At 45.4% G+C, this 20,946-nt stretch carries 24 protein-coding genes; 20 read left to right on the top strand and 4 right to left on the bottom strand.

The features are described from left to right. Positions 1-27: 27 nt before the first annotated feature. Complete coding sequence (locus tag NLX73_RS19845) at positions 28-732, bottom strand: phosphatase PAP2 family protein (protein ID WP_254327103.1); 705 nt, start codon at positions 730-732, stop codon at positions 28-30. Positions 733-963: 231 nt separating this feature from the next. Here NLX73_RS19845 and NLX73_RS19850 point away from each other — a divergent pair, with 231 nt between their 5' ends. After that, on the top strand, positions 964-1,683 hold the full coding sequence (locus NLX73_RS19850) for a pirin family protein (RefSeq protein ID WP_254327104.1): 720 nt from the start codon (positions 964-966) through the stop codon (positions 1,681-1,683). A gap of 196 nt (positions 1,684-1,879) precedes the next feature. Here NLX73_RS19850 and NLX73_RS19855 read toward each other — a convergent pair whose 3' ends face one another. After that, positions 1,880-2,107 carry a DUF1128 domain-containing protein gene (locus tag NLX73_RS19855; RefSeq protein ID WP_254327105.1) on the bottom strand — a complete coding sequence of 76 codons (228 nt, stop codon included), beginning with the start codon at positions 2,105-2,107 and terminating at the stop codon, positions 1,880-1,882. 126 nt (positions 2,108-2,233) lie between these two features. On the opposite strand from NLX73_RS19855, the gene yyaC reads away from it, so the two are divergent. Both yyaC and NLX73_RS19865 read left to right on the top strand, forming a co-directional pair. After that, on the top strand, positions 2,234-2,818 hold the full coding sequence (yyaC, locus tag NLX73_RS19860) for a spore protease YyaC (protein WP_254327118.1): 585 nt from the start codon (positions 2,234-2,236) through the stop codon (positions 2,816-2,818). An 88-nt stretch (positions 2,819-2,906) separates the two neighbouring features. Continuing rightward, a complete protein-coding gene (locus NLX73_RS19865; RefSeq protein ID WP_254327106.1) occupies positions 2,907-3,701 on the top strand; it encodes an alpha/beta fold hydrolase in 795 nt (264 codons plus the stop codon). A gap of 93 nt (positions 3,702-3,794) precedes the next feature. Here the strand turns inward: NLX73_RS19865 and NLX73_RS19870 are convergent, their stop codons facing one another. Beyond that, positions 3,795-4,361, bottom strand: coding sequence for a pyridoxamine 5'-phosphate oxidase family protein (locus tag NLX73_RS19870; protein WP_061831457.1), 567 nt, complete (start codon positions 4,359-4,361; stop codon positions 3,795-3,797). A gap of 394 nt (positions 4,362-4,755) precedes the next feature. Between NLX73_RS19870 and NLX73_RS19875 the strand changes: the two genes are divergently transcribed. Next, complete coding sequence (locus tag NLX73_RS19875; protein WP_254327107.1) at positions 4,756-5,412, top strand: DUF6483 family protein; 657 nt, start codon at positions 4,756-4,758, stop codon at positions 5,410-5,412. Next, a complete protein-coding gene (locus NLX73_RS19880) occupies positions 5,399-6,613 on the top strand; it encodes a class I SAM-dependent methyltransferase (RefSeq protein WP_254327108.1) in 1,215 nt (404 codons plus the stop codon). Before NLX73_RS19875 ends, NLX73_RS19880 begins: the two co-directional genes overlap by 14 nt. 80 nt (positions 6,614-6,693) lie before the next feature. On the opposite strand, the gene NLX73_RS19885 is transcribed toward NLX73_RS19880, so the two are convergent. Continuing rightward, complete coding sequence (locus NLX73_RS19885) at positions 6,694-7,017, bottom strand: dehydrogenase (RefSeq protein ID WP_254327109.1); 324 nt, start codon at positions 7,015-7,017, stop codon at positions 6,694-6,696. 144 nt (positions 7,018-7,161) lie between these two features. On the opposite strand from NLX73_RS19885, the gene uptA reads away from it, so the two are divergent. The 15 genes from uptA (at position 7,162) to NLX73_RS19960 (ending at position 20,435) form a co-directional block, all read left to right on the top strand. Further along, entirely contained in the window at positions 7,162-7,776 is a 615-nt protein-coding gene (gene uptA, locus NLX73_RS19890; protein WP_013311915.1) for an undecaprenyl phosphate transporter UptA, read from the top strand. Position 7,777: 1 nt separating this feature from the next. Further along, positions 7,778-8,347 carry a thioredoxin family protein gene (locus NLX73_RS19895; protein ID WP_061831455.1) on the top strand — a complete coding sequence of 190 codons (570 nt, stop codon included), beginning with the start codon at positions 7,778-7,780 and terminating at the stop codon, positions 8,345-8,347. A 3-nt stretch (positions 8,348-8,350) separates the two neighbouring features. Next, positions 8,351-8,980 carry an MBL fold metallo-hydrolase gene (locus tag NLX73_RS19900; protein ID WP_061831454.1) on the top strand — a complete coding sequence of 210 codons (630 nt, stop codon included), beginning with the start codon at positions 8,351-8,353 and terminating at the stop codon, positions 8,978-8,980. Between the two features lie 243 nt (positions 8,981-9,223). Further along, complete coding sequence (locus NLX73_RS19905; RefSeq protein WP_061831453.1) at positions 9,224-9,433, top strand: hypothetical protein; 210 nt, start codon at positions 9,224-9,226, stop codon at positions 9,431-9,433. 80 nt (positions 9,434-9,513) lie between these two features. Continuing rightward, on the top strand, positions 9,514-9,900 hold the full coding sequence (locus NLX73_RS19910; RefSeq protein WP_061831452.1) for a hypothetical protein: 387 nt from the start codon (positions 9,514-9,516) through the stop codon (positions 9,898-9,900). Positions 9,901-10,204: 304 nt separating this feature from the next. After that, entirely contained in the window at positions 10,205-10,492 is a 288-nt protein-coding gene (gene gatC / locus NLX73_RS19915; protein WP_013311910.1) for an Asp-tRNA(Asn)/Glu-tRNA(Gln) amidotransferase subunit GatC, read from the top strand. 27 nt (positions 10,493-10,519) lie between these two features. Continuing rightward, the gene (gene gatA, locus NLX73_RS19920) at positions 10,520-11,977 is read left to right on the top strand and encodes an Asp-tRNA(Asn)/Glu-tRNA(Gln) amidotransferase subunit GatA (protein WP_023990257.1); all 1,458 of its coding nucleotides are present in this window, start codon (positions 10,520-10,522) and stop codon (positions 11,975-11,977) included. 26 nt (positions 11,978-12,003) lie between these two features. Continuing rightward, positions 12,004-13,449, top strand: coding sequence for an Asp-tRNA(Asn)/Glu-tRNA(Gln) amidotransferase subunit GatB (gene gatB, locus NLX73_RS19925; RefSeq protein WP_013311908.1), 1,446 nt, complete (start codon positions 12,004-12,006; stop codon positions 13,447-13,449). A gap of 131 nt (positions 13,450-13,580) precedes the next feature. Beyond that, a complete protein-coding gene (locus tag NLX73_RS19930; protein WP_254327110.1) occupies positions 13,581-14,042 on the top strand; it encodes a GNAT family N-acetyltransferase in 462 nt (153 codons plus the stop codon). A gap of 98 nt (positions 14,043-14,140) precedes the next feature. Then, positions 14,141-14,854: an MgtC/SapB family protein gene (locus NLX73_RS19935; protein ID WP_254327111.1), complete on the top strand. Its 714-nt coding sequence runs from the start codon at positions 14,141-14,143 to the stop codon at positions 14,852-14,854. 83 nt (positions 14,855-14,937) lie between these two features. Next, the gene (locus tag NLX73_RS19940) at positions 14,938-15,591 is read left to right on the top strand and encodes a hypothetical protein (RefSeq protein WP_254327112.1); all 654 of its coding nucleotides are present in this window, start codon (positions 14,938-14,940) and stop codon (positions 15,589-15,591) included. A gap of 7 nt (positions 15,592-15,598) precedes the next feature. Further along, complete coding sequence (locus NLX73_RS19945) at positions 15,599-17,002, top strand: DUF4097 family beta strand repeat-containing protein (protein ID WP_254327113.1); 1,404 nt, start codon at positions 15,599-15,601, stop codon at positions 17,000-17,002. A gap of 108 nt (positions 17,003-17,110) precedes the next feature. Continuing rightward, positions 17,111-17,542, top strand: a complete 432-nt coding sequence (locus tag NLX73_RS19950) for a Fur family transcriptional regulator (RefSeq protein ID WP_013311903.1) — start codon at positions 17,111-17,113, stop codon at positions 17,540-17,542. 183 nt (positions 17,543-17,725) lie between these two features. Further along, on the top strand, positions 17,726-19,444 hold the full coding sequence (locus NLX73_RS19955) for a glycosyl hydrolase family 18 protein (protein WP_254327114.1): 1,719 nt from the start codon (positions 17,726-17,728) through the stop codon (positions 19,442-19,444). A gap of 112 nt (positions 19,445-19,556) precedes the next feature. Continuing rightward, the gene (locus NLX73_RS19960; RefSeq protein ID WP_254327115.1) at positions 19,557-20,435 is read left to right on the top strand and encodes a nucleotidyltransferase-like protein; all 879 of its coding nucleotides are present in this window, start codon (positions 19,557-19,559) and stop codon (positions 20,433-20,435) included. Positions 20,436-20,946: the final 511 nt, after the last annotated feature.

Consider the following 20,946-nt stretch of genomic DNA (forward strand, 5'->3'; position numbering starts at 1 on the left):
AGTGAAACAAAAAGCCGTCTCGGACATTTACCGGTGGGGGGTGGAAGGAAGCTGCATGCGCGCTTGCCAATAGATCACAGGAACGGTAAACACCAGCCAAATTATACCTGCAATATAGCCACCCACAATATCTGTAGGAAAGTGAACGCCTAGATATACGCGGCTTAATCCAATCAAGAGAATCAGCAGTGCACCCAGAACGCACGGAAGAAAGAGCGAACGCCCACGAATCTTTCGTTCTATGGCCCAAATGGCAAATATCATTCCGAAAAATCCCATGGAAATCATCGCATGACCGCTGGGAAAACTATAACCCCCGGCTTCAACCAAATGTTGAAGTGACGGGCGTTCCCGTTGCAAAATTTCCTTGATGAGCGTATTCAGCACCCACATCGCCGTAAAGCTGCTTAGGATCGCAAAGGAATAAGCTTTTGAACGAAGACTGACCCAACACAAGGTAGCAGCACCGAGGGCGATGATCAACGACATGCGGAGTGAACCTAAAGATGTAATGAATATAGCGATGGTTAGCAGTTGGTAGCGAGCAGCTGCTGTGTCTGGAAAAATGGCATCCTGTATGCGTTCATCCCAATATAGAAAAGGAGCTGTGCCAATCCACTTCACAGAGTAGGCGATGAGAAGCAACACAGCGATCATGATAATAGATGCATACAGACTACGGCGCAAATAGCTTGGTAGGAACCGGGATGGTTGGGGTTCATGAGATAGCATATGTAATAAATCTCCTCCTTATGGCTGTGATAGATTCAATTTTTCGTACTATTAACTTAACTAATAATGAACTTAAGAGCAAAACCCGACGGAGACGACAGGCTGATTGAGGCATATAAGCCCGGGGTAAAGGGATCGTATCACAGCGTTTGTAATGCCAGGGCCGGAAGTGGAATAGTCATCACGAAGCAAAGCTGCTTTACGGAACTGTAATCCATGGAGGTGTTAAGGATGATTAAAATAGTGACATCGGCAGAAAGACATACCTCAAATAAAGGATGGATTCATAGTGAGTTTAGCTTTTCGTTTGCCGATTATGAAGATCCGAGCAATGCCCATTTTGGCTGTATGCTAGCCCATAATGATAACGAGCTTGAACCGCAGCAAGGCTTCAAAAGACATCCGCATCACGATTTGGAAATCGTCACCTATGTAATTGAAGGCCAATTGCATCATAGCGACAGCTTAGGACATGAGCAGGATTTGAAAAGCGGCTCGATCCAGGTTCTGAGTGCAGGCACCGGAATTGAACATGAAGAGCGAAATACTGGGGATGAAAGACCGGTTCGTTTTTTGCAAATGTGGTTTTTACCCGAGAGTCCTGGCATTCAGCCTTCTTATCAGGTGCAAAGATTCAAGCACAGTGAACGTCTAAATCGGCTTCAGCCTGTTGTGTCTGGTTCAGAAGTGGAGGGAGCGTTATCCATCGCGCAGGATATAAATCTGTATCTGAGCAGATTGGAAAAAGGACAGCAGCTTGAATATCCGCAGCAAGAGGAGCGCCGTACCCACATCTATGTAGTTAACGGTCATGTGGAAGTTACGTGCCAGGATGGGGATTTTCAGTTAGGGCCTGGCGATGCCGCGCGAATTCAAAAAAGCTGTACATTAAAGATCCGAGCTACAGGCAATGAGGATATATCTGAATTGGTGTTAGCGGATTTGCCTTGAAGCATCCTTGAGTGAGTGAAGAAGTGTATGGAAATGCGTATATGCAATCGAAAAAATAAAGCTCGTATCCCGTTGCACGTCTGTTGAGACGAGCGGGAATACGAGCTTTATTTACGCTGACAGGGCCACTATCATGAAGGCTGTTGTTCATGATGATAGGTTGGAATACAGCTAAGCTGTATTCCTATAAGCTAATTCAGGAGGACTTACGCAATCTACCCAGTTCAGAAACAATAGCTTCAACCTCTGAAATGCTCAGGTTAGGCTTGCTTATCACCATATCATAGACATCATAGATGTCCTCGTATTGCTCCAGCGAGAAAGCGGATGCCTGCATAGCAGCACCACTCGCCATACGAAGCTTGGTTTTAATACCCTCAATCATATACTCAATGTTGGCATGAGACGGTACAGACAAATCCATCGTTAATGTTCCATCCTTTCATAACAGGGGAAGTTGCCTGTATTGTATCATGTTTTTGTTGTAGAATGTACTGAAAGCCAGATTACCGATATATAACCGAATCAAGGAGGATGGACAAAGTTGTCTTTGTATAATCGAGCTTCCGCACCCGGTCGCTCGTCCTTAGAACATAATGTAAAGAAAACAGATCGAGGTGGACTCGCGCCGTTTTTCCGAGAAATTCATCATCAGCATGCTATAGATAAGTTGACTTTTGTTTGCATCGGTACAGATCGCTCATCGGGTGATTCACTCGGGCCACTGGTAGGCACCATGCTCAAGGAGCAAGGCTTTCCGCACGTGATTGGCACAATGACGGAGCCCTGTGATGCAGATCATCTGGTTTCATACTTGGAGTGCATTCCCCAAGATCATCATGTGATCGCCATAGATGCTTGTCTTGGACAGCACGGCTCAACGGGAATGTTTCTTATTGCGCGTGAACCGCTAACTCCTGCGCGATCGGTGGGGCTGTCTCTGCCGTCTGTTGGTCATTATAGTGTTGCAGCGATTGTGAATGAGCGCAGTCCCAAACCCTATTGGACACTCCAAATGACGTCGCTTCACTTGGTCATGACCATGGCTGCGCATATTGCTAATGCGGCGGCTTATGAATTTAGTTTAAAAACAGCTTCGCAAGATTTTCCAGAGGGTTACCGTTTCAGATATTGATGGTCTGCTTAATAATATACATCAGCATGTTCTACTCACTAATATATTCAGATCCAATAGATTATATACAGAGAAGGAAGGGTTCCACATGGAAAAGGTATTATGCGAAGGAACGACGATCTGCTATGCCGAACAGGGAAAAGGAGATCCGATCATTCTATTGCACGGATTTTGCGGAAGCTCTTCCTACTGGGATGAGGTTGTTCCCTTGCTATCCCCAAGCTATCGTTGTATTGTTCCAGACTTGCGTGGACACGGACGCAGCGATGCTCCACTAGGAGCCTATACTATTGATCAAATGGCAGATGATGTGCTTAAACTTCAAGAACAATTGGACATTCCTCAGGCTGCCTGGTTTGGTCACTCCCTAGGAGGCTATCTTGCCCTTTCGGCAGTGCAGAGACATGCAGAACGCCTGACAGCCTTTGGACTGATTCATTCCACAGCATATGCAGATACGGATGAAGGTAAAGAAAAGCGGAATAAGGCTGTATCCACCATCCAAACGGAGGGGATTACGACCTTTGTAGATGGACTCGTACCGGGACTGTTTGCTCCTGATCATGTGGAGTCGATGTCCAGCCAATTACTTAAAGTCAAAGAAATTGGCTACAAAACACCACCACAAGGAGCCGTAGGAGCATCACTGGCTATGCGCGAGCGTACTGATCGGCGGGATGTGTTGTCGGCTTCTGCATTGCCAGTCCTTTTAGTAGCGGGTGAGCAGGATCAGGCGGTTCCTCCAGCGCGGACGTTTACAACAGATCGGGCCGGAGTAACTCAGGTTACCCTACCGGAAGCAGGTCACATGAGCCTGTTCGAGGCACCGGAGTTATTAGCGAACACCATCTTGACATTTTTAGAGCAAAACTTGAAAAGGTAGACTAAGGTAAGCCCAAAAACCGGAACCTTCTGATGTGATAAACAGAAGGTTCCGGTTTTTGGGTAGTCAATTATTTTTAGGTGTGTAAGGTGTCTAATTTATATTGCTTTTGTTAAAGGCAAACGCTGTCGGCAAACCGTCAATACTCTCCAGATTTTTCTCATAGGCATATTTTTTAAGTGCTTCTTCTCCCATCTGAATCGAGACTTCCTTCAGCTTTTCCCGTTCGCTCGTGTATGTCATAAAGGGAACCGCAAAACCACATGAATTCTGCACCATGTGAACGTCCACAACAATGATTTGTCTTGCACCGGGAAGCGGGTTGAAGAGAGGGTACAGTTCATTCCATTGCTTAGTATCGGGCAGCGCGACGGTACCAGTACCATAGAGCTTTAGTACACTGGGAGCGCCCTCAAATGCACAAAACATGATTGTTACCCGTCCGTTCTCGATAATGTGAGCGCTTGTCTCGTTGCCGCTTCCCGCCAAGTCGAGATAGGCTACCCTTTGGTCCGATAGAATACGAAAGGAATCATATCCCTTGGGGGAAAGGTTAACGTGCCCTGTCTTGGATAGCGGTGCTGATCCTACAAAGAAAATGTGCTGCCGCTGTATAAACTCTTGATGTTCCGGTAATATCGAGCTAAATTGTTTACCCAAACTCCATCATCCTTTCTCACAAAAATATTCATATAAATTTTGTTTCCAAAGAAAATAATTATTATAAATAATTTTATGGAATGTTTAAATATACTGATTATTTTTTGTTTCGTATGAAACAAAAATATCACAACACTAACGAAGAAGCAATATTGATTTAAAAAAACCTGTCATTCGCTAGTCACATGATCAGCTACAAAGTGCTGTACCGTAGGAATTCACTGCCATACGTGAGCATTCTGACTTCCTGATCATTGATGTTATTAACTGAGGGTGAAGGTTATAAGTGGTCTTTCTGCATGGTAGGGCATTTGGCTTTTAGACAAGGATGTCATACAATCAGAAGACAGAGTTTCTGGTTGTCTAGGCATCGGGATGAAAGGAAGGGAACGGCTTGCTTAGAAAAGATTATTTGCTCAGTATGATGGAAGAATTGACATCCGCAGTAGCATCAGTGCTCGGTCTAAGGCGTGAAAATAAACATGTCGAAGCGCTAAAACAGCTAGATGACCTGCTCAACAAGCAGTTTCGTCTTCGTTCAGATCTGCTCAGACGATTGCCGCCGGAACAAATTATTGAGCTTTTCCGATTGGGCCCTGGAATTGAAGCGGACAAGCTCCAGCAGGTGGCTCGCATTTTAGAGGAAGAAGCCGTGATTTACCTGGAAACCAGTAGAACAGACGAGGGCATACGAATCTTGATGAAATCTCTCCATTTATATTTGTACAGCGATTTGAATGGCGCGACTCGTAATCTACAGGTCCTGCCTGAACGAATAGCGTGTATTGTGAAACTGGTGCATGAATATGAGCTTCCCCCTGAATCCAGCAAGCTGTTGGCTGTTCATTATGAGCGGGAAAACAGGCTGGACGAAGCCGCCGATGTCTGGTTTGGATTGGCATGGGAGCAGCCAGAGCTGCTAGCGGAAGCGGAGACGTTTTATAGTCAATTACTGGATAAGACCAATGCAGAGCTGGAGCTGGGTGGAATTTCACGCCAGGAAGTCACCGAGGGTTTGACCGAGATCACCCAATTACATGAAAGAAAGTGAGATGTACCTTTTGGATTCACTGCGCGAACTTATATACCAATTGACCACGGGAGGATCCCTCATAACAGCGACGCTGAGTCAGCTTCGCAAACGGGAGGATGCTTCTTTTACTAAAGTGCAAATCAAACCTGTAGAATTGAAAAATAAGCTGCATTACCAGTTTGCTTTTCATTATAGCAACAAAGTCATTCATGAAAATCTGACCCCTGACGAAGCTAATGAGCGTATGACTGCCTTGTTTGAGGACACGTTCCGCCAAGGACTTCTATGCGCCAAGGATGCAGACTACCAAGTGCTGATCAGTAAAAAATATAAAGTATCCATTCTGACAAAGTCACCGAGCAAAAGTAAAGCCGACCTGTCTCATAATCGCAAAAAGCAATATGTGCTCGAAGAAGGGGAGCGAATTCCTTTCCTGATTGAGCTGGGGATTATGAATGAGGACGGTAAGGTACTGGCCCGCAAGTACGATAAGTTTCGTCAGATTAACCGGTTTCTCGAAATGGTGCAGGATGTATTGCCTAGCCTTCCGGTAGGCCGCCCATTGACGATTGTGGATTTTGGTTGTGGCAAATCGTATTTGACCTTTGCGCTGTATCACTATTTGGCTGTACAGCAAAAGCGACCATTGCAGATCGTTGGTTTGGACTTGAAGGCAGATGTCATTGAAACCTGTAATGTTCTGGCTCAAAAGCTGCAATATCGACAGTTGGAGTTTCTGGTCGGTGATATCGCAGACTATAACGAACTGGAACAGGTGGATATGGTTGTTACCTTGCACGCTTGTGATACAGCAACAGATGCGGCGCTGGAAAAGGCCGTCCGCTGGGGAGCATCCGTTATTTTGTCGGTTCCGTGTTGCCAGCATGAGCTGTTCAGCCAACTAGAAAATCCGGTATTGGAGCCTTTGCTATCTCACGGTATTTTAAAGGAGCGTTTTTCTGCACTGGCAACGGATGGAATCCGGGCCAAACTGCTGGATATGATGGGATATCGGACACAGCTATTGGAATTTATCGACATGGAGCATACACCTAAAAATATTCTGATTCGTGCCGTCAAAGGGCAGGCGGGAGAACAATCCGTTTTGTGGTGTGAATACACAGCATTTCGGGATTTTATTCATGCTGATCCTTATTTGGAACGCGCTTGTGCGGATTTGCTTCCCGAAGGAGCAGGGAAGAAGCAGACACATAGCTAACAATATAGTAAAAGTGGAGCCACTGCGGGGTGGCTCCACTTTTTTGTAGTTTACAGTTCATGGTTGCAGTACGCCAATATCTATCCGCCATAGGCGCTTCTAAAAGCGGTGCACAAGACATCGCGATCCACCTTCCACAATGCCGCGAGCTCCTCGCTGACATCTTCGTCCCACCAGTCGCATAGTAGTTTGCGATTACTATGGTTTTCCGCAATCCAGACAAGGTGTCCGACGACCTTGCGGCAGTATAGCTCCTCGCCCTGCTTGACCAGATCAGGAGCAATGTGAACAGGCAGACGTTTGCAGGTTCGGTACAGCTCTTTGCTGCACGCGCGGCGGATACCACGAGCCGTGGGTAAACGGGATTGTGAATTGTCATGTTTGGGGAATTTGCCGGGAGGCATATTGTACCCCCTCCTCTCTCTCCCAACTTATGCGGGCAGAGGAGCCGGGGTCACTGACCTCCCTATTTGGGCGAAGTGGCGACTTGTTCTGCCGCTGTGATACACTAATGAAAATAGAGAAACAGGCAGGGAGTGGGAAGAGAATTGGACCAAATATCTAGTATCATTAATTATTTGTTTGAGATCATTCGTAGTCTTGGGTATTTTGGTATTATGCTAGGCTTGATGGTTGAGGTCATTCCAAGCGAAATTGTCCTCGCTTATGGTGGCTTTTTAGTATCCTCGGGTCATATTAATTTTTTTGGCGCAGTCGTTTTTGGAACGATTGGCGGGGTTCTGGCCCAGTTGTTCATTTACTGGATTGGACGCTATGGCGGCAGACCGGTATTAGATAAGTACGGGAAATACATACTTATCAAAAAAAGTCATGTCGACCATGCTGAAGCCTGGTTTAACAAATACGGCACAGGGGTCATTTTCACAGCTCGCTTTATTCCTGTTGTGCGTCATGCCATCTCAATCCCTGCCGGGTTGGCTCGAATGAACGTATGGCGTTTTACTATTTTGACAACGCTAGCGATTATACCTTGGTCTGTTTTGTTTATATATTTAGGTATGCTGCTAGGAGACAAGTGGGAGCAAATTGACGAAGTGGCAGCACCTTACATCAAACCGATTTTGCTGGTTGCCCTTGCGCTCTTGATCATTTATTTTGTTATCAAATGGATTTTGTCCAAAAACAAAAAAGGAAGTGTATAACATGAGCCGTACTAATGTATCGCAATACTTCGGAAAGGGCTTAAGCCCTGAACAGTTTATGGAGGGCATGGAAAAGAACAAAGAAGCCTTCCGCTCTGGGTACGATCAGTTTGTGTGGAATCGCGAAGAGGATCGAGAGTATTTTGAAAGCCTGAACCATCGGGATGATCTGCGCGTGCTTATTTTGGCTGCCGACTGGTGTGGGGATGTGGTACGCAATGTGCCAGTTGTGTTCCGTGCCCTGGAGAATAGCGGGATTCCGACCGAAGTATTAATCTTGGAAAACCATCAGGCGCTGATGGATGACTTCCTGACAATGGGCGGACGTGCTGTACCGATTGTGATTTTTGCGGATACAGGAGGTCACGTACTTGGCCACTGGGGACCACGCCCTGCACATGTCCAACAAATTATGATCGAATTCAAACGTGAAAATCCAGATCGGGAAGCCGATGATTATCAAGAAAAAATCGCAGTTGCTCGTAAAGAAATGGCTGAAAAATATGGGGAGGGAACCGAGGTCCATCCTGTGATTGTTCAGGAATTACGTGAGCTGATCTCGGGATTTTAACTTATGGTGCTATCTATTCGCAGCTTTAATCTCGGTCCACTTCAGACGAACGCTTATTTGCTTCAAGGGGATGATCCACAGCGCGCCATTATTATTGATCCAGGAATGAATCCGGGTCCTTTGCTGAGGGCGATTGAGTCTCTGACTATTGAAGCTATCCTGCTGACCCATGCCCATTTTGACCATATTGGAGGGGTGGAGGAGATTCGCAATGCCAAAGGATGTCCGGTGTATTTGCACGCCTTGGAGCAAGACTGGCTCACATCTCCTAAGCTGAATGGCTCCTTGATGTGGCCAGAGGCATCTCCACCAATCTCAACCGGTCCTGCCGAATATGATTTGGCGGAAGGTCAACAATTGAACCTGATCGGGCACACGTTCAAGGTGTTCCATACACCGGGCCATTCACCCGGAAGTGTCAGCTTTTTGTGTGGCAAAGATCTTTTTTCCGGGGATGTGCTATTCCGTCAGGGCGTTGGACGCACGGATCTGACGGGTGGGCGGGAACGGGATCTATACGATTCTATTCAAAACAAATTGTTCCCGCTCGGAGATGACGTTACAGTCTATTCCGGTCACGGTCCCAAAACGTCCATCGGTTATGAGAAAGCTAACAATCCGTATATCCGGTAAATGTGATGAACGTTTTCAGTAGGGGCAAAATTAAAGGTGTGATAAGTTTTGCCCCAATTCGACAACAAATTATAAATTATGTATAGACAAAGGTTTTTATTTTTGTTAACATAAATTTATTAAAGTTACATACTAAACTCGCGAAGCACGCAAGCTGTGGATGAATCCCGGTTTGCGTTCTTTTTTTTGCCCATTAAGAGGATAAAGAGGCATGAGGCCGTCAGATCACAAGGGGGAGCAAGAATGAAAAGAAAACATATATATGGGGTACAACGTGAGATTGGAGGTAGTTTCCGTGTTCCCAATATAATAGATATTGAAGATTCTGTGGTAGGTTCCGAACCGAAGATCATAACTTGGAAAAAGGTGAAACGACGGGGCGGAATCCCTTCACAAAACTGGCATGTGAGACTGAATGAACACAGGTTGGGACGTGGAGACGGTCGATTATGAAGATACATAGATGATATAGACAAGCTACTTTTTTTTTAGTAGACTTAGCAGATAAGTTCAGACAAACGGGGGGGCTAACGATGCATCATTTAGGAGCTAGAATTATGATCGTCGCGGATGCTTTTGAGCAGAATCTTCCTGTGGGCGAACATGGTTATATCATTGCTTACGACCGTAATGCGGACAATGCTTTTGACTATGTCATTCGCGTACCGAAGGTGAACCGCAATTTTTTTGTACCATCCGGGGACATCGAGCTGGAGGAGAGTATTCTCAAGCTAGAAGCCGAGCGGATTGAGCGTGAAGCGCTGATAGATTATGCCCTTGCTACTCATAATGAGCAACTGTTCAAGCATGTAATGAACGGTGGTCTTGATTCGGTAGAGACTGAAGAAGAAGAAACCGCGGCAGAGTTGTTGTCACAGGCTGATTTTATCAGACAAGTCAATTTGCGTGCTTGGATATAGGGGTCGGCTACTGCCGACTCTTTTTAAAAATATATAAAGGGCACAATCTCAGCTCTTATAGTTATCTCGAAAGAGCACCGAGAGGTGCTTTTTTTATATTCTTTTAGCAACATTTCCCTCATTGATGTACAGTTTGCTTCTGTACCGCGTCAAAGATTGAATTGTAAAGGGTTCTATCCTATAATTAAAAACGTTATTTCAAAGTTCGGTGCAGCATTTTTTAATATCAGGATTTTGCAAAATTCGATTCCAGTCGCTTATTGGACTTTTTGCAAAATCCTCATATACATGAGGAGGGTTTTGTATGAACATTTCCACGGAAGATGTCCGTCACGTAGCCAAGCTGTCTAGGTTGAATCTGACCGCGGCTGAAGAAGAAACGATGACAGGACAATTAAACGCCATTCTCCATTATGCGGAGAAGCTGAATGAGCTGGATACGGAGCAGGTAAAACCGACCACTCATGTGCTGCACGTCAGCAATGTCATGCGAGACGACGAAGTTCGTGAAAGTTTGACACATGAGCAAGTGATGCGCAATGCACCTGAAGAAGAAGACGGACAGTTTAAGGTTCCTGCTGTTCTGGAATAGATCTCATATTTGAAAGGAGGATGCAAATTGAGCTTGTTCAATAACACATTGCCCGAGATACATAACAAGCTGCATCAAAAGGAAATTTCCGTGAGTGATCTGGTGGGACACGCTCTGGAGACGATTGGTGCGCGGGAAGACAAGATCAGAGCTTATATTACCGTTGACGAGGAACAGGCCCGTGCATCCGCACGTCAGCTGGATGATCAGCTGATTTCCGGAGAGGAAAGAGGGTTGTTGTTTGGTCTGCCGGTTGGTATTAAGGATAATATTGTGACAGAAGGGCTGCGTACAACATGTGGCAGTCAGTTTTTGAAAAATTTTGATCCCGTTTACGATGCCACAGTTGTTAGCAAGTTGCGCGCAGCGCAAACCGTGACACTCGGTAAAATGAACATGGACGAATTCGCCATGGGCGGCTCTAACGAGAACTCCAGCTTTTTCCCTGCACGTAACCCTTGGGATTTAGAACGTGTTCCCGGCGGTTCCAGTGGCGGCTCGGCTGCGGCTGTTGCAGCGGGTGAGGCTTATTTCACGCTCGGTTCGGATACAGGGGGTTCCATTCGCCAGCCTGCTTCTTACTGCGGTGTAGTTGGCCTTAAACCAACCTATGGTCTAGTATCCCGTTTTGGACTGGTGGCTTTTGCCTCCTCTTTAGACCAAATTGGACCTATTACTAAAAATGTTCAGGATTCGGCCTATGTCCTACAAGCTATTGCAGGTTATGACCAGAAGGACTCCACTTCTGCAAAGGTAGACATTCCTGATTATTTGAACGCTTTAACCGGGGATGTAAAAGGACTTCGTATCGCTGTGCCTAAAGAGTATCTTGGTGAGGGCGTGGATCCACAGGTCAAGGAAAAGGTGCTCGACGCACTGAAAACGCTGGAAGGATTGGGCGCGGTATGGGAAGAGGTATCTCTTCCGCACACGGAATATGCGGTAGCGACATACTACCTGTTGGCTTCATCCGAAGCGTCGTCCAATCTGGCCCGCTTTGACGGCGTGCGCTATGGGGTGCGTTCTGACAATCCGGACAACCTGCTTGATCTTTACCATCAGTCCCGTACGCAGGGTTTTGGTCCCGAGGTGAAGCGTCGGATTATGCTGGGTACCTATGCACTCAGCTCCGGGTACTACGATGCTTATTATTTGAAAGCTCAAAAAGTGCGCACACTGATTAAACAGGATTTTGATCGTGTATTTGAACAATATGATGTAATTATCGGACCTACTGCACCGACAACTGCTTTTAAAATCGGCTCACAAGTGGATGATCCATTGACAATGTATTTGAACGACATTTTGACGATTCCGGTGAGCTTGGCTGGTGTGCCAGCTATCAGCATTCCGTGTGGTCTTGCGGATGGAATGCCAGTCGGACTACAAATTATCGGAAAAGCCTTTGACGAGTCTTCCGTGCTACGCGTAGCTCATGCCTTTGAACAAAATACCGAATTTCACAAGCAGCGTCCGCAGCTGTAATTTGCTAAAAAGGAGGGAACCTATTCATGTCTACAACTACATCCAAATATGAGACGGTCATCGGACTTGAAGTGCACGTGGAATTGCATACGAAGTCTAAAATATTTTGTGGATGCTCGACATCCTTCGGAGCACCACCCAACTCTCATACATGTCCGGTCTGTCTCGGTCATCCAGGGGTGCTGCCGGTATTGAACCGTCAGGCCGTTGATTATGCAATGAAAGCAGCAATGGCGCTGAATTGCACCATTGCTGATGTGAGCAAGTTTGACCGTAAGAACTATTTTTACCCCGATTCACCTAAGGCTTACCAAATCTCACAATACGATCAACCCATTGGCGAAAATGGCTGGATTGATATTGAAGTGAATGGTGAGACAAAGCGTATCGGTATTACCCGACTGCATCTGGAAGAGGACGCAGGGAAATTAACACATGTTGATGGTGGCTACGCATCTTTGGTCGATTTTAACCGGGTCGGCACACCATTGGTCGAGATCGTTTCGGAGCCGGAAATATCTTCGCCGGAAGAAGCCAAGGCCTATCTGGAAAAAATACGTGCCATTATGCAGTATTGTGACGTATCCGATGTGAAGATGGAGGAAGGATCACTTCGCTGCGACGCGAATATCAGTCTTCGTCCGCATGGACAAAAAGAGTTGGGAACTAAAGCGGAACTGAAAAACATGAACTCCTTCCGTGGCGTACAGCGCGGACTGGAATATGAGCAGTTCCGGCAGGAGCAGACGCTGGACGAAGGCGGAACGATAGTACAGGAGACACGTCGTTGGGATGAGGCGCAAGGTAAAACCTTATCCATGCGTGGTAAGGAACAGGCTCATGACTATCGTTATTTCCCAGACCCGGATCTGGTTACATTGCATATAGATGAGGAATGGAAAGAACGCATCCGTGCTTCGATTCCTGAATTGCCTGACCAGCGTAAAGCACGCTACACTTCGGAATATGGACTACCTGAGTATGATGCGCAGGTGATTACGTCCTCCAAGCCATTGGCCGATTTGTTCGAGGATAGCCTTCAATTCACCAAGGATGCCAAAGCAGTATCCAACTGGATTATGGGGGATCTACTCGGCTATTTGAACAGTGCCGGTGTAGAGCTGTCGCAGGTTAAATTGACCGGTCGGGGCTTGGGCGAAATGATCGGACTGCTGGAGAAGGGAACGATCAATAGCAAAATCGCCAAAACGGTCTTCAAGGAAATGCTGGAAAGTGATAAACTGCCACAGCAAATTGTTGAAGAAAAAGGGCTTGTACAGATCAGTGATGAGGGTGCAATCTTGACCATTGTCGAACAAGTTGTAGCAGCTAACCCGCAATCGGTCGAAGATTACAAAGCCGGCAAGCAAAAGGCCATCGGCTTCCTAGTCGGTCAAGTGATGAAGGAGAGCAAGGGAAAGGCAAACCCTGGTCTTGCTAATAAGTTGCTGACGGAAGTGCTAAACCGCTAATGGCATAGATTTGACAGGGGGCTTGTCTTTTAGGGACAGGCCCCTTTTGCATAGACGCTGAGAACGATTGGCGCGAACAAACTTTAGAATCCTGATGGCATTTTATGAGTTTCCTTAGGAGGGAAAACAGCATGGTTACCCTATGTTCATTGGAAGATGATGATATCGTCAGTCAAATATGGCGTCTACAGCACGCTGCCTATAGGCTGGAAGCTGAGCTGATTGGGTTTGATGAGATTCCTCCACTAATGGATACATTGGATACGCTGAGAAGCTGTGGAGAGTCTTTTTATGGGTGGCTGGAGGAAGGTGAATTGCTAGGGGCACTGGCTGTGCAGTCTGAGTCGCCCGATTCGCTTACTCTTACACGTATGATGGTTCACCCAGATCATTTTCGAAAAGGTATTGCAGACTCTTTAATGAGGCATGTTTTGAATGAATATCAAAATATCCCGTTGTTTATCGTCTCTACAGGAACTTTAAATACTCCTGCGGTGACATTGTATCGAAAACATGGCTTTCGCCCCGTATCTGCGGCGGAGGTCGCCCCAGGCGTGGAATTAACCACCTACCATCTGCATAAGTTGGAATAGCATTGAGTTATCATTAAATTGGCATTAAAAATGCACATAAGCCCACAAACCGCGCACCCGGAGTGGGAAGCACGACATAACCGGGAGGAGTAACTTGAATGAATAATCCGTGGATTATAGACGATTCACATATCATTTTACGGCTTTTGCTGTCCATGCTTCTCGGTGGATTCATTGGCTTTGAACGCGAACGTTCCAATCACGCAGCTGGTTTGAGGACTCATATTATGGTCAGTCTTGGTTCGACGCTGATTATGCTACTCTCCATTTACGGCTTTGCCGATTTTATTAAAGAAGCTAATGTACGCATAGATCCCGCTCGTTTGGCTACGGCTGTAATCACTGGCGTAGGCTTTTTGGGTGCAGGGACGATTATGTTCACAGGTAAATCCATTACCGGACTAACGACTGCGGCTTCCATTTGGGTCGTGGCTGCCATTGGTCTTGGGGTCGGAGCAGGCTTTTATTTCCCGTCTATAGCGGCGACAGTGCTCGTATTTTTAAATTTATGGGTATTTAACAAGGTCGAACTTCGGTATATGCGTGGACGCAAGCGTCATCTTATTACATTGTACGGATTGTCGTCTCACGGATTGCTGGAGCAGATTTCGACTTATTTAGAGCAAGAAAAAGTGGATATACGTAAAATAATGATTAAAGAACATGAAAATGTCCCATTTCACGAATTACATCCAGATCGGCAGAGTATGGAGGTTTCCCTAGAGGTGCTGTCCCGTCATGATTTTAATCCCGTACGTATTGCAGCTGATTTACGACAATGGGAAGATATAGCTGCAGTCTCTGTTGAGTAATAGTCTACCTTTTTTTAACAGTTACTCTTAAATCCGATTGGGGTACTATGTAAGCATTGAAGTATTTTTCAGCGGAGCCACGCATGGGATTCAAAGGGGAGGATGGCATGAACTCGGAACAACCGTTACCGTCTGGAGAGGCTGGACAGCTACAAGCGCCGGAACAGCGGGAACAACTCAGGCAGGGGAAGCGTCTAAAATACGCTAAATTTCGCAAAGTGATTGCCATTATCATGGCCGCATTGTTACCCGGACTGGGACATCTTTTTCTAGGGCTGTTTATTAGGGGGCTTAGTTTTATTGTGTTGCTCCTGCTAGATATTTTTGCGATGCTGTATGTTTCTTCTGATGGCTTGAGGATTAACATCCCATTACTTATTTTGCTTGGATTGTTCATACCCGTTTTATATTTTTATAATGTATATGATGTCTTACAGTCAGCAGATTACATGGTTCGTTATCGGCGTAAGCCAGATCGTTATGCACGGATGGATGCTAAAGGCCAGCAAAGTAGTCCTTTTTATGCATGGGAGAGAGGCTTTGCTTTTGCTGTGCTGATGGTGGCAGGCGGTGGGCTTATGATTTTGTTTCGCATGAAACCTCGCTGGTTGAGCAATTTCTTTGAGGATTATGGATTCCTGACGCTGGCCATTTTATTAATGATGATCGGTTTATCCCTTTTTCTAAGGGAAGCCTTTCTGTCCTTTAAACGTAAAAAGTTGAAAGAAAGAGGGTGAAGCTGGCGTGCACCGTAAAATAAGAGTCGGTCGCTACACCTCTTCGCTTCTGTTGATGGCTGTAGGCATTTTGCTTATTGTAGATGTGTTTCAAAATACTGAATATATGCTTCAGCTCCTCGTTTGGTGGCCCGTAATCTTCGTGCTTTGGGGACTGGAATATCTGATTTTTTTTGCTGTGTACTATCGGAAAGAAGGCAAGTCTGACAACGGAAGGCGATTCAGACCTGACCTAAAGGGGATTCTGTCCGCTTTGGTAGTGGCAGCCTCGGTTTTTATCGTGACCCAGCAAAATCATTATATGTATCTGTGGAACCGGGTCAGTCTCAATCTGACATCAGCCTCTATGGATTTTAGTCAGGCTAAAGAGAATCGGTATGATATGGGTGGTGTACTGGTACCTGTAACTATGCAGACGTCCGATTTAGTAGTTGATTCGGTTAATGGTGATGTAACACTGATCAGACGGCCTGTGTCCAATATAGAGGTACGAGGGACTCTATGGGTGGATCAAGCGCCTGCTGCCGAAGCGGACAAGATTGCTCAAGCTTCTTCACTGACTTCTACCGACGGCAAGACTATCATGATTCGTCCAGAGGCAAAGTCGTACGGAGCATCAAGCAAACGTCAGCCCCGTGTGAATATGCTGATCACCGTGCCGGAGGACCGGCGGTTCAATGTGCAGATTAGAACCTCCAACGGGAATATTTCCCTGAATGGAGTTGATGCTATTGACAGCATTCGGCTCGAGAGCGGTAATGGAAATCTCACCGTTAATGACGCTATCGGCAATGTCAAGGGAGGCACGCTGAACGGTCAGGTTAAATTGCATCGGATTTCTGGAGATGTAGATGTGCGCACGAACCGTGGCGATATGCAGGCAGGAGATATTGAAGGAGCTGTGACACTACACACCATGGTAGGTGATATTCAGCTCGCTCGTTCGGAAGGGGACATCACCGTAGATACTCAGAATGGTGACATGAATGTGCTGAATTCTACAGCCAAGCTGAATGCAAATTCGCTTAATGGCTCTATCAAAGTGCATAGCGAGCAGGTGGGCGGAGATTGGAAAATATACAGTGCTGTCGGTGATATCGTATTGGATCTTCCGTCGAATGGAGATTTTCAGTTAGAGGGTTCAAGCAGTTATGGTAATCTTCAATCCGATTTTCCATTTAAAATAGATAGTAAAAGTATTTCAGGCCAGAATGGGACAGGTAAGTATGCGATCAACGTAGAGGGTAACAGCAATTTAACCATTAAAAGGTTACTGATGCCGTCGTTACCTGACTTGGATGATTCCGGGGGTACGACTGCGCCCGATACATCTGAAAGCTCTCCGGCTGAACCCGGAGCTCCTGAGTCAGATACCTCTATAGGAACATCCGGCGACAATACGGCGCGTTGACAAGAAACTTGAGTAGACCGTACAATGTGAGTAGGTTTAGAAGTAAGTTGTAAATAGATGCGTGGTAATTGATAGGATCGTAAGTAAGGGATAAGGCGGTGGACATATATGGCGGCACGCGTCCAGCATGCTTTGGAACTTCTGAAGAAGACAGGTGTACGCATAACACCCCAGCGTCATGCCATATTAAACTATTTGATGGAAACCATGGGGCATCCGACTGCAGATGAAATATATCGAGCGCTTGAGTCCAAGTTTCCGAGTATGAGTGTGGCTACGGTTTATAATAACTTAAAGATGTTTATAGAAGCGGGTATGGTACATGAGTTGACCTATGGAGATAACGCCAGTCGTTATGATGCCAATATTTCGGAGCACTATCACATCATTTGCGAAAAATGCGGAAAAATTGAAGATTTCAGTTATCCCTATTTGGCTGATGTGGAACGCCATGCCGCGTTGGAAACAGGCTTCGAGGTGCATGGACATCGAATGGAGTTACACGGAGTATGCAAAGCTTGTAGTAACAAACAAACGTAACGAAACAAGGAATAGAAGTTTTTTGTGCGGTATGTATATATTGTAATGGATTGGAAACGTGAGGAATTCCCCATAAGCGGGGATTTACCGCGTTTTTTTATTTAAATCACTGTATTTTTGTTTTAAGTAATCTGTTGTGGTTACAAAATACGAATTCAAAGTTCATACAATGGAGGTTCAATATTGGCCAGAAATCATTCCAGACGCCGCCGTAAACGTTCACGATTCAAAGGAGCGGCAAGCCTGCTATTATTTGCAGCGATTATATGCGCAATTACTGTCGTATGGTTTGGTAATCCCCTTCACGAGAAACCCGATTGGCAGGGCAGTGTCCGTCCTATTTTTATGCAGGGCAAGTTGACTGGGTATGAAGCTCAAAGCTCGGGCAAGAACATGCTGATGCCGCTTAAATTGGTGCAAAGTCAAATTGATCCTACGGTTCGCTATGAGGATGATAGCCAAACCGTCATTATGGCGACGAGACAAAGCCTGCTCTATATGAAGGTTTCGAAGGCACAAGGGGAACTGAATGGTAAGACATATGCGCTTAGCGTAGCCCCTCAGGTGATCAGTGGAGAGGTATATATCCCGATAGAGGCTGTACGTGAAGTATACGGCGTTTCTATACACGAAGACCCTGTAACTGGTGCTGTCATCCTAATGAAAGCTGGAGAGAAGGTCAGGCTGGGGAGTGTAGAAAAGAAGGATGGCCCACAGGATGCTAGAATTGCCTTGCGTAAAGAAGCCTCCAGCCTATCTTTCATTTTGACAGATATATCTCAGCGGACGAAGGTACGTATTTGGTCCAAACAAGGAGATTGGTATTTTGTTCAATTAGACAATGGCTATGCGGGATACATTAAGTCAGACCATATCGCTGAAGGAGAAGAGCTTGTGATCCCTTCGGCTAAAGACGATTTGTCCATCTCGGAAAAACATTGGGAGGGTAGGCCAGTAAACCTCGCTTGGGAAGCCGTCTATAATCGCAAGCCCGATCCTTCCAAGTTTGATCCTATGCCTGGAGTAAATGTGGTGAGTCCTACGTGGTTCAGTGTCGTCGATCATGAGGGCACTATAGAAAGCAAGGCGGATCGTGCCTATGTCAGCTGGGCACATCGCAAGGGGATGGAGGTTTGGGGCTTGTTGAGCAACAGCTTTAATCCCGAATTAACAACTGAAGCATTGTCTACCTTTGAACGTCGAAAGGCGATTGTAGATCAGATGATTTCACTTGCCCTAGAAAATGATCTGGATGGTATTAATATTGACTTTGAAAATGTTCATACGAAGGATGGCCCCAATGTCACCCAATTTTTGCGGGAACTTAAACCGATGGCTCGGGAACATGATTTGATTCTGTCCATTGATGTTACGCCTAAATCTCAAAGTGAAATGTGGTCAGCTTTTTTGGATCGAAAATCATTGGGCACCATCACAGATTACCTCATGGTAATGGCATATGATGAGCATTGGGCGGCTAGTCCAAAGGCTGGTTCTGTCGCCTCGCTACCATGGACGGAAGCGTCAATTAAGCGAATTATTCAGGAAGATGAAGTGCCGCCTCAAAAAGTGATTTTAGGTATTCCGTTATATACTCGCGTGTGGTCCGAGACTCCCAAAGAAGGGAAGATTAAGGTCACCTCCAAATCACTTGGTATGAAGTCAGCAGCGGATATCATAGCCAAATTTAAGTTGAAGCCTAAGTTTAGAGCTTCCGAAGGTCAAAATTATGTTGAGTATACAGAAGATGGTGTGGTCAAAAAGATTTGGCTAGAGGATCAGGTATCTCTGAAGGCAAGAGTAGAACTTGCCAAATCGCTGAAGCTCGGAGGAATTGGTGTGTGGAATCGAACTTTTGCTGATGCAAGTGCTTGGGTAACACTGAAAAAAATAAGTGAATAAGATAAAAAATTATACAATTGAAGAAGGAAGTCTCTTATTTATGTAGAAATGATCACATGTATCCAAATATCCAATTTGCGGTCATAGCCGCCTTGCAGGTATGGAGGGAGAAGTGCAGCTAACCAAATTAAACCTAATGTATGATGAATTGTTGCAGGAAGATTCAATAGGTATTATTTCGTACAGAAAGCCGGGAGAGTATTTTCACGGTTCGATGTTGTATGACTTTGATGAACTCATTCTAATTATTGGAGAAGGCACCAAGCCGGTTCGTTCTATTCAACACTTATTTATGAATGGCTTAAGATGCCAAGTATTGTACACAACGCTCAGTTGTCTGAAGGAATGGATTATCGCTGGTGAACAAGCCAACATTATAGATTATGTACTAGAAGGTCGTATTGTCTGGGAACGGGATGACAGGGTCCGTCTTTTAAGACAGGAAATTGTTGATTTTAACGATCCACTACGGGAGCAGAAGCGATTTCATGAGTTCTCCCGCTTTCTGGTCAATTACGTTCATGGTAAAAGAGCGGTGCGAGAAGGGCGGATCATTGACGCTTATCAAAGTGTTCTGAAAGCATTGGATCATTGGGCATCTATTGAACTCATTGAACGGGGGATTTATCCAAAGACTCACTTATGGGTTCAGGTACAGCCTCTGGATCGAACGATTGACAAACTGTATAACGAACTCACATTAAGTACAGAAACCTTGGAACAACGGGTTGAACTAGTATTGCTTGCTTGTGAATTTTCAGTGATGTCAAAAATGGAGGAGTGCTCATCTCCGCTATTCCGTATATTAGGCAGCAGACGGGAACCCTGGTCTATAAATGAACTTATTAACCATTCAGAGCTAAAGAATCTTCAATTGGATCTTACCGTCGTGCTCCGTAAACTGGTATATCGTTCACTTATTAGAGAAACAGCTGCCGGGGATTTTAGGGATCGTGGGCAAAATCGTGAACTGCGTTACTCCCTTATTTGATGTGCAGGGGTGATTTGTCAGGAAGAAAGGTTGTTAAATCGACTTTTCTTCCTTTTTTGTACGTGATTTAGTGTTTATAGATAGTTACAAAATATAAATTATTAATTTAGGTTGACGAGTATATAAAATATGTGCTAAGTTATAACTCGCCCCATTAAGCAGCATGAATAATTTAGAACTGTTTAAAGCAGGATAAAAGTGTTGCATCAAGCGTAAAAATGAATTTTCAAAAAAAAGCTTGACGAAAAATGAGGTTATGTGTTACATTATTTAAGTCGCCGCTGAGACGCGGTGGTGAAACAAAGTGAGACATTAAGCAGGTTTGATCTTTGAAAACTGAACAACGAGTGAGTACGGATTTTGTTTACAAAATCCAACGCTGAGATTTTGGTACATGCCGTCAGGCTGTATGAAATGGAAGCGAAAATGAGATATTTTATCTCGTCAGTTTCAACATGAGCTTATCGCTCTTTCTATAAACCAACTTCGGTTGGTCTTTAATGGAGAGTTT

The sequence above is a fragment of the Paenibacillus sp. CH40 genome, assembly GCF_024213605.1.
Lineage (GTDB): Bacteria > Bacillota > Bacilli > Paenibacillales > Paenibacillaceae > Paenibacillus > Paenibacillus polymyxa_B.

Excerpts from the sequence above, each read along its gene's own strand:
- NLX73_RS19845 (WP_254327103.1), bottom strand. The coding sequence starts at position 732 with ATGCTATCTCATGAACCCCAACCATCCCGGTTCCTACCAAGCTATTTG.
- NLX73_RS19850 (WP_254327104.1), top strand. The coding sequence starts at position 964 with ATGATTAAAATAGTGACATCGGCAGAAAGACATACCTCAAATAAAGGA.
- NLX73_RS19855 (WP_254327105.1), bottom strand. The coding sequence starts at position 2,107 with ATGGATTTGTCTGTACCGTCTCATGCCAACATTGAGTATATGATTGAG.
- NLX73_RS19865 (WP_254327106.1), top strand. The coding sequence starts at position 2,907 with ATGGAAAAGGTATTATGCGAAGGAACGACGATCTGCTATGCCGAACAG.
- NLX73_RS19880 (WP_254327108.1), top strand. The coding sequence starts at position 5,399 with ATGAAAGAAAGTGAGATGTACCTTTTGGATTCACTGCGCGAACTTATA.
- NLX73_RS19885 (WP_254327109.1), bottom strand. The coding sequence starts at position 7,017 with ATGCCTCCCGGCAAATTCCCCAAACATGACAATTCACAATCCCGTTTA.
- NLX73_RS19895 (WP_061831455.1), top strand. The coding sequence starts at position 7,778 with ATGAGCCGTACTAATGTATCGCAATACTTCGGAAAGGGCTTAAGCCCT.
- NLX73_RS19900 (WP_061831454.1), top strand. The coding sequence starts at position 8,351 with ATGGTGCTATCTATTCGCAGCTTTAATCTCGGTCCACTTCAGACGAAC.
- NLX73_RS19905 (WP_061831453.1), top strand. The coding sequence starts at position 9,224 with ATGAAAAGAAAACATATATATGGGGTACAACGTGAGATTGGAGGTAGT.
- NLX73_RS19910 (WP_061831452.1), top strand. The coding sequence starts at position 9,514 with ATGCATCATTTAGGAGCTAGAATTATGATCGTCGCGGATGCTTTTGAG.
- gatC (WP_013311910.1), top strand. The coding sequence starts at position 10,205 with ATGAACATTTCCACGGAAGATGTCCGTCACGTAGCCAAGCTGTCTAGG.
- gatB (WP_013311908.1), top strand. The coding sequence starts at position 12,004 with ATGTCTACAACTACATCCAAATATGAGACGGTCATCGGACTTGAAGTG.
- NLX73_RS19930 (WP_254327110.1), top strand. The coding sequence starts at position 13,581 with ATGGTTACCCTATGTTCATTGGAAGATGATGATATCGTCAGTCAAATA.
- NLX73_RS19935 (WP_254327111.1), top strand. The coding sequence starts at position 14,141 with ATGAATAATCCGTGGATTATAGACGATTCACATATCATTTTACGGCTT.
- NLX73_RS19940 (WP_254327112.1), top strand. The coding sequence starts at position 14,938 with ATGGGATTCAAAGGGGAGGATGGCATGAACTCGGAACAACCGTTACCG.
- NLX73_RS19950 (WP_013311903.1), top strand. The coding sequence starts at position 17,111 with ATGGCGGCACGCGTCCAGCATGCTTTGGAACTTCTGAAGAAGACAGGT.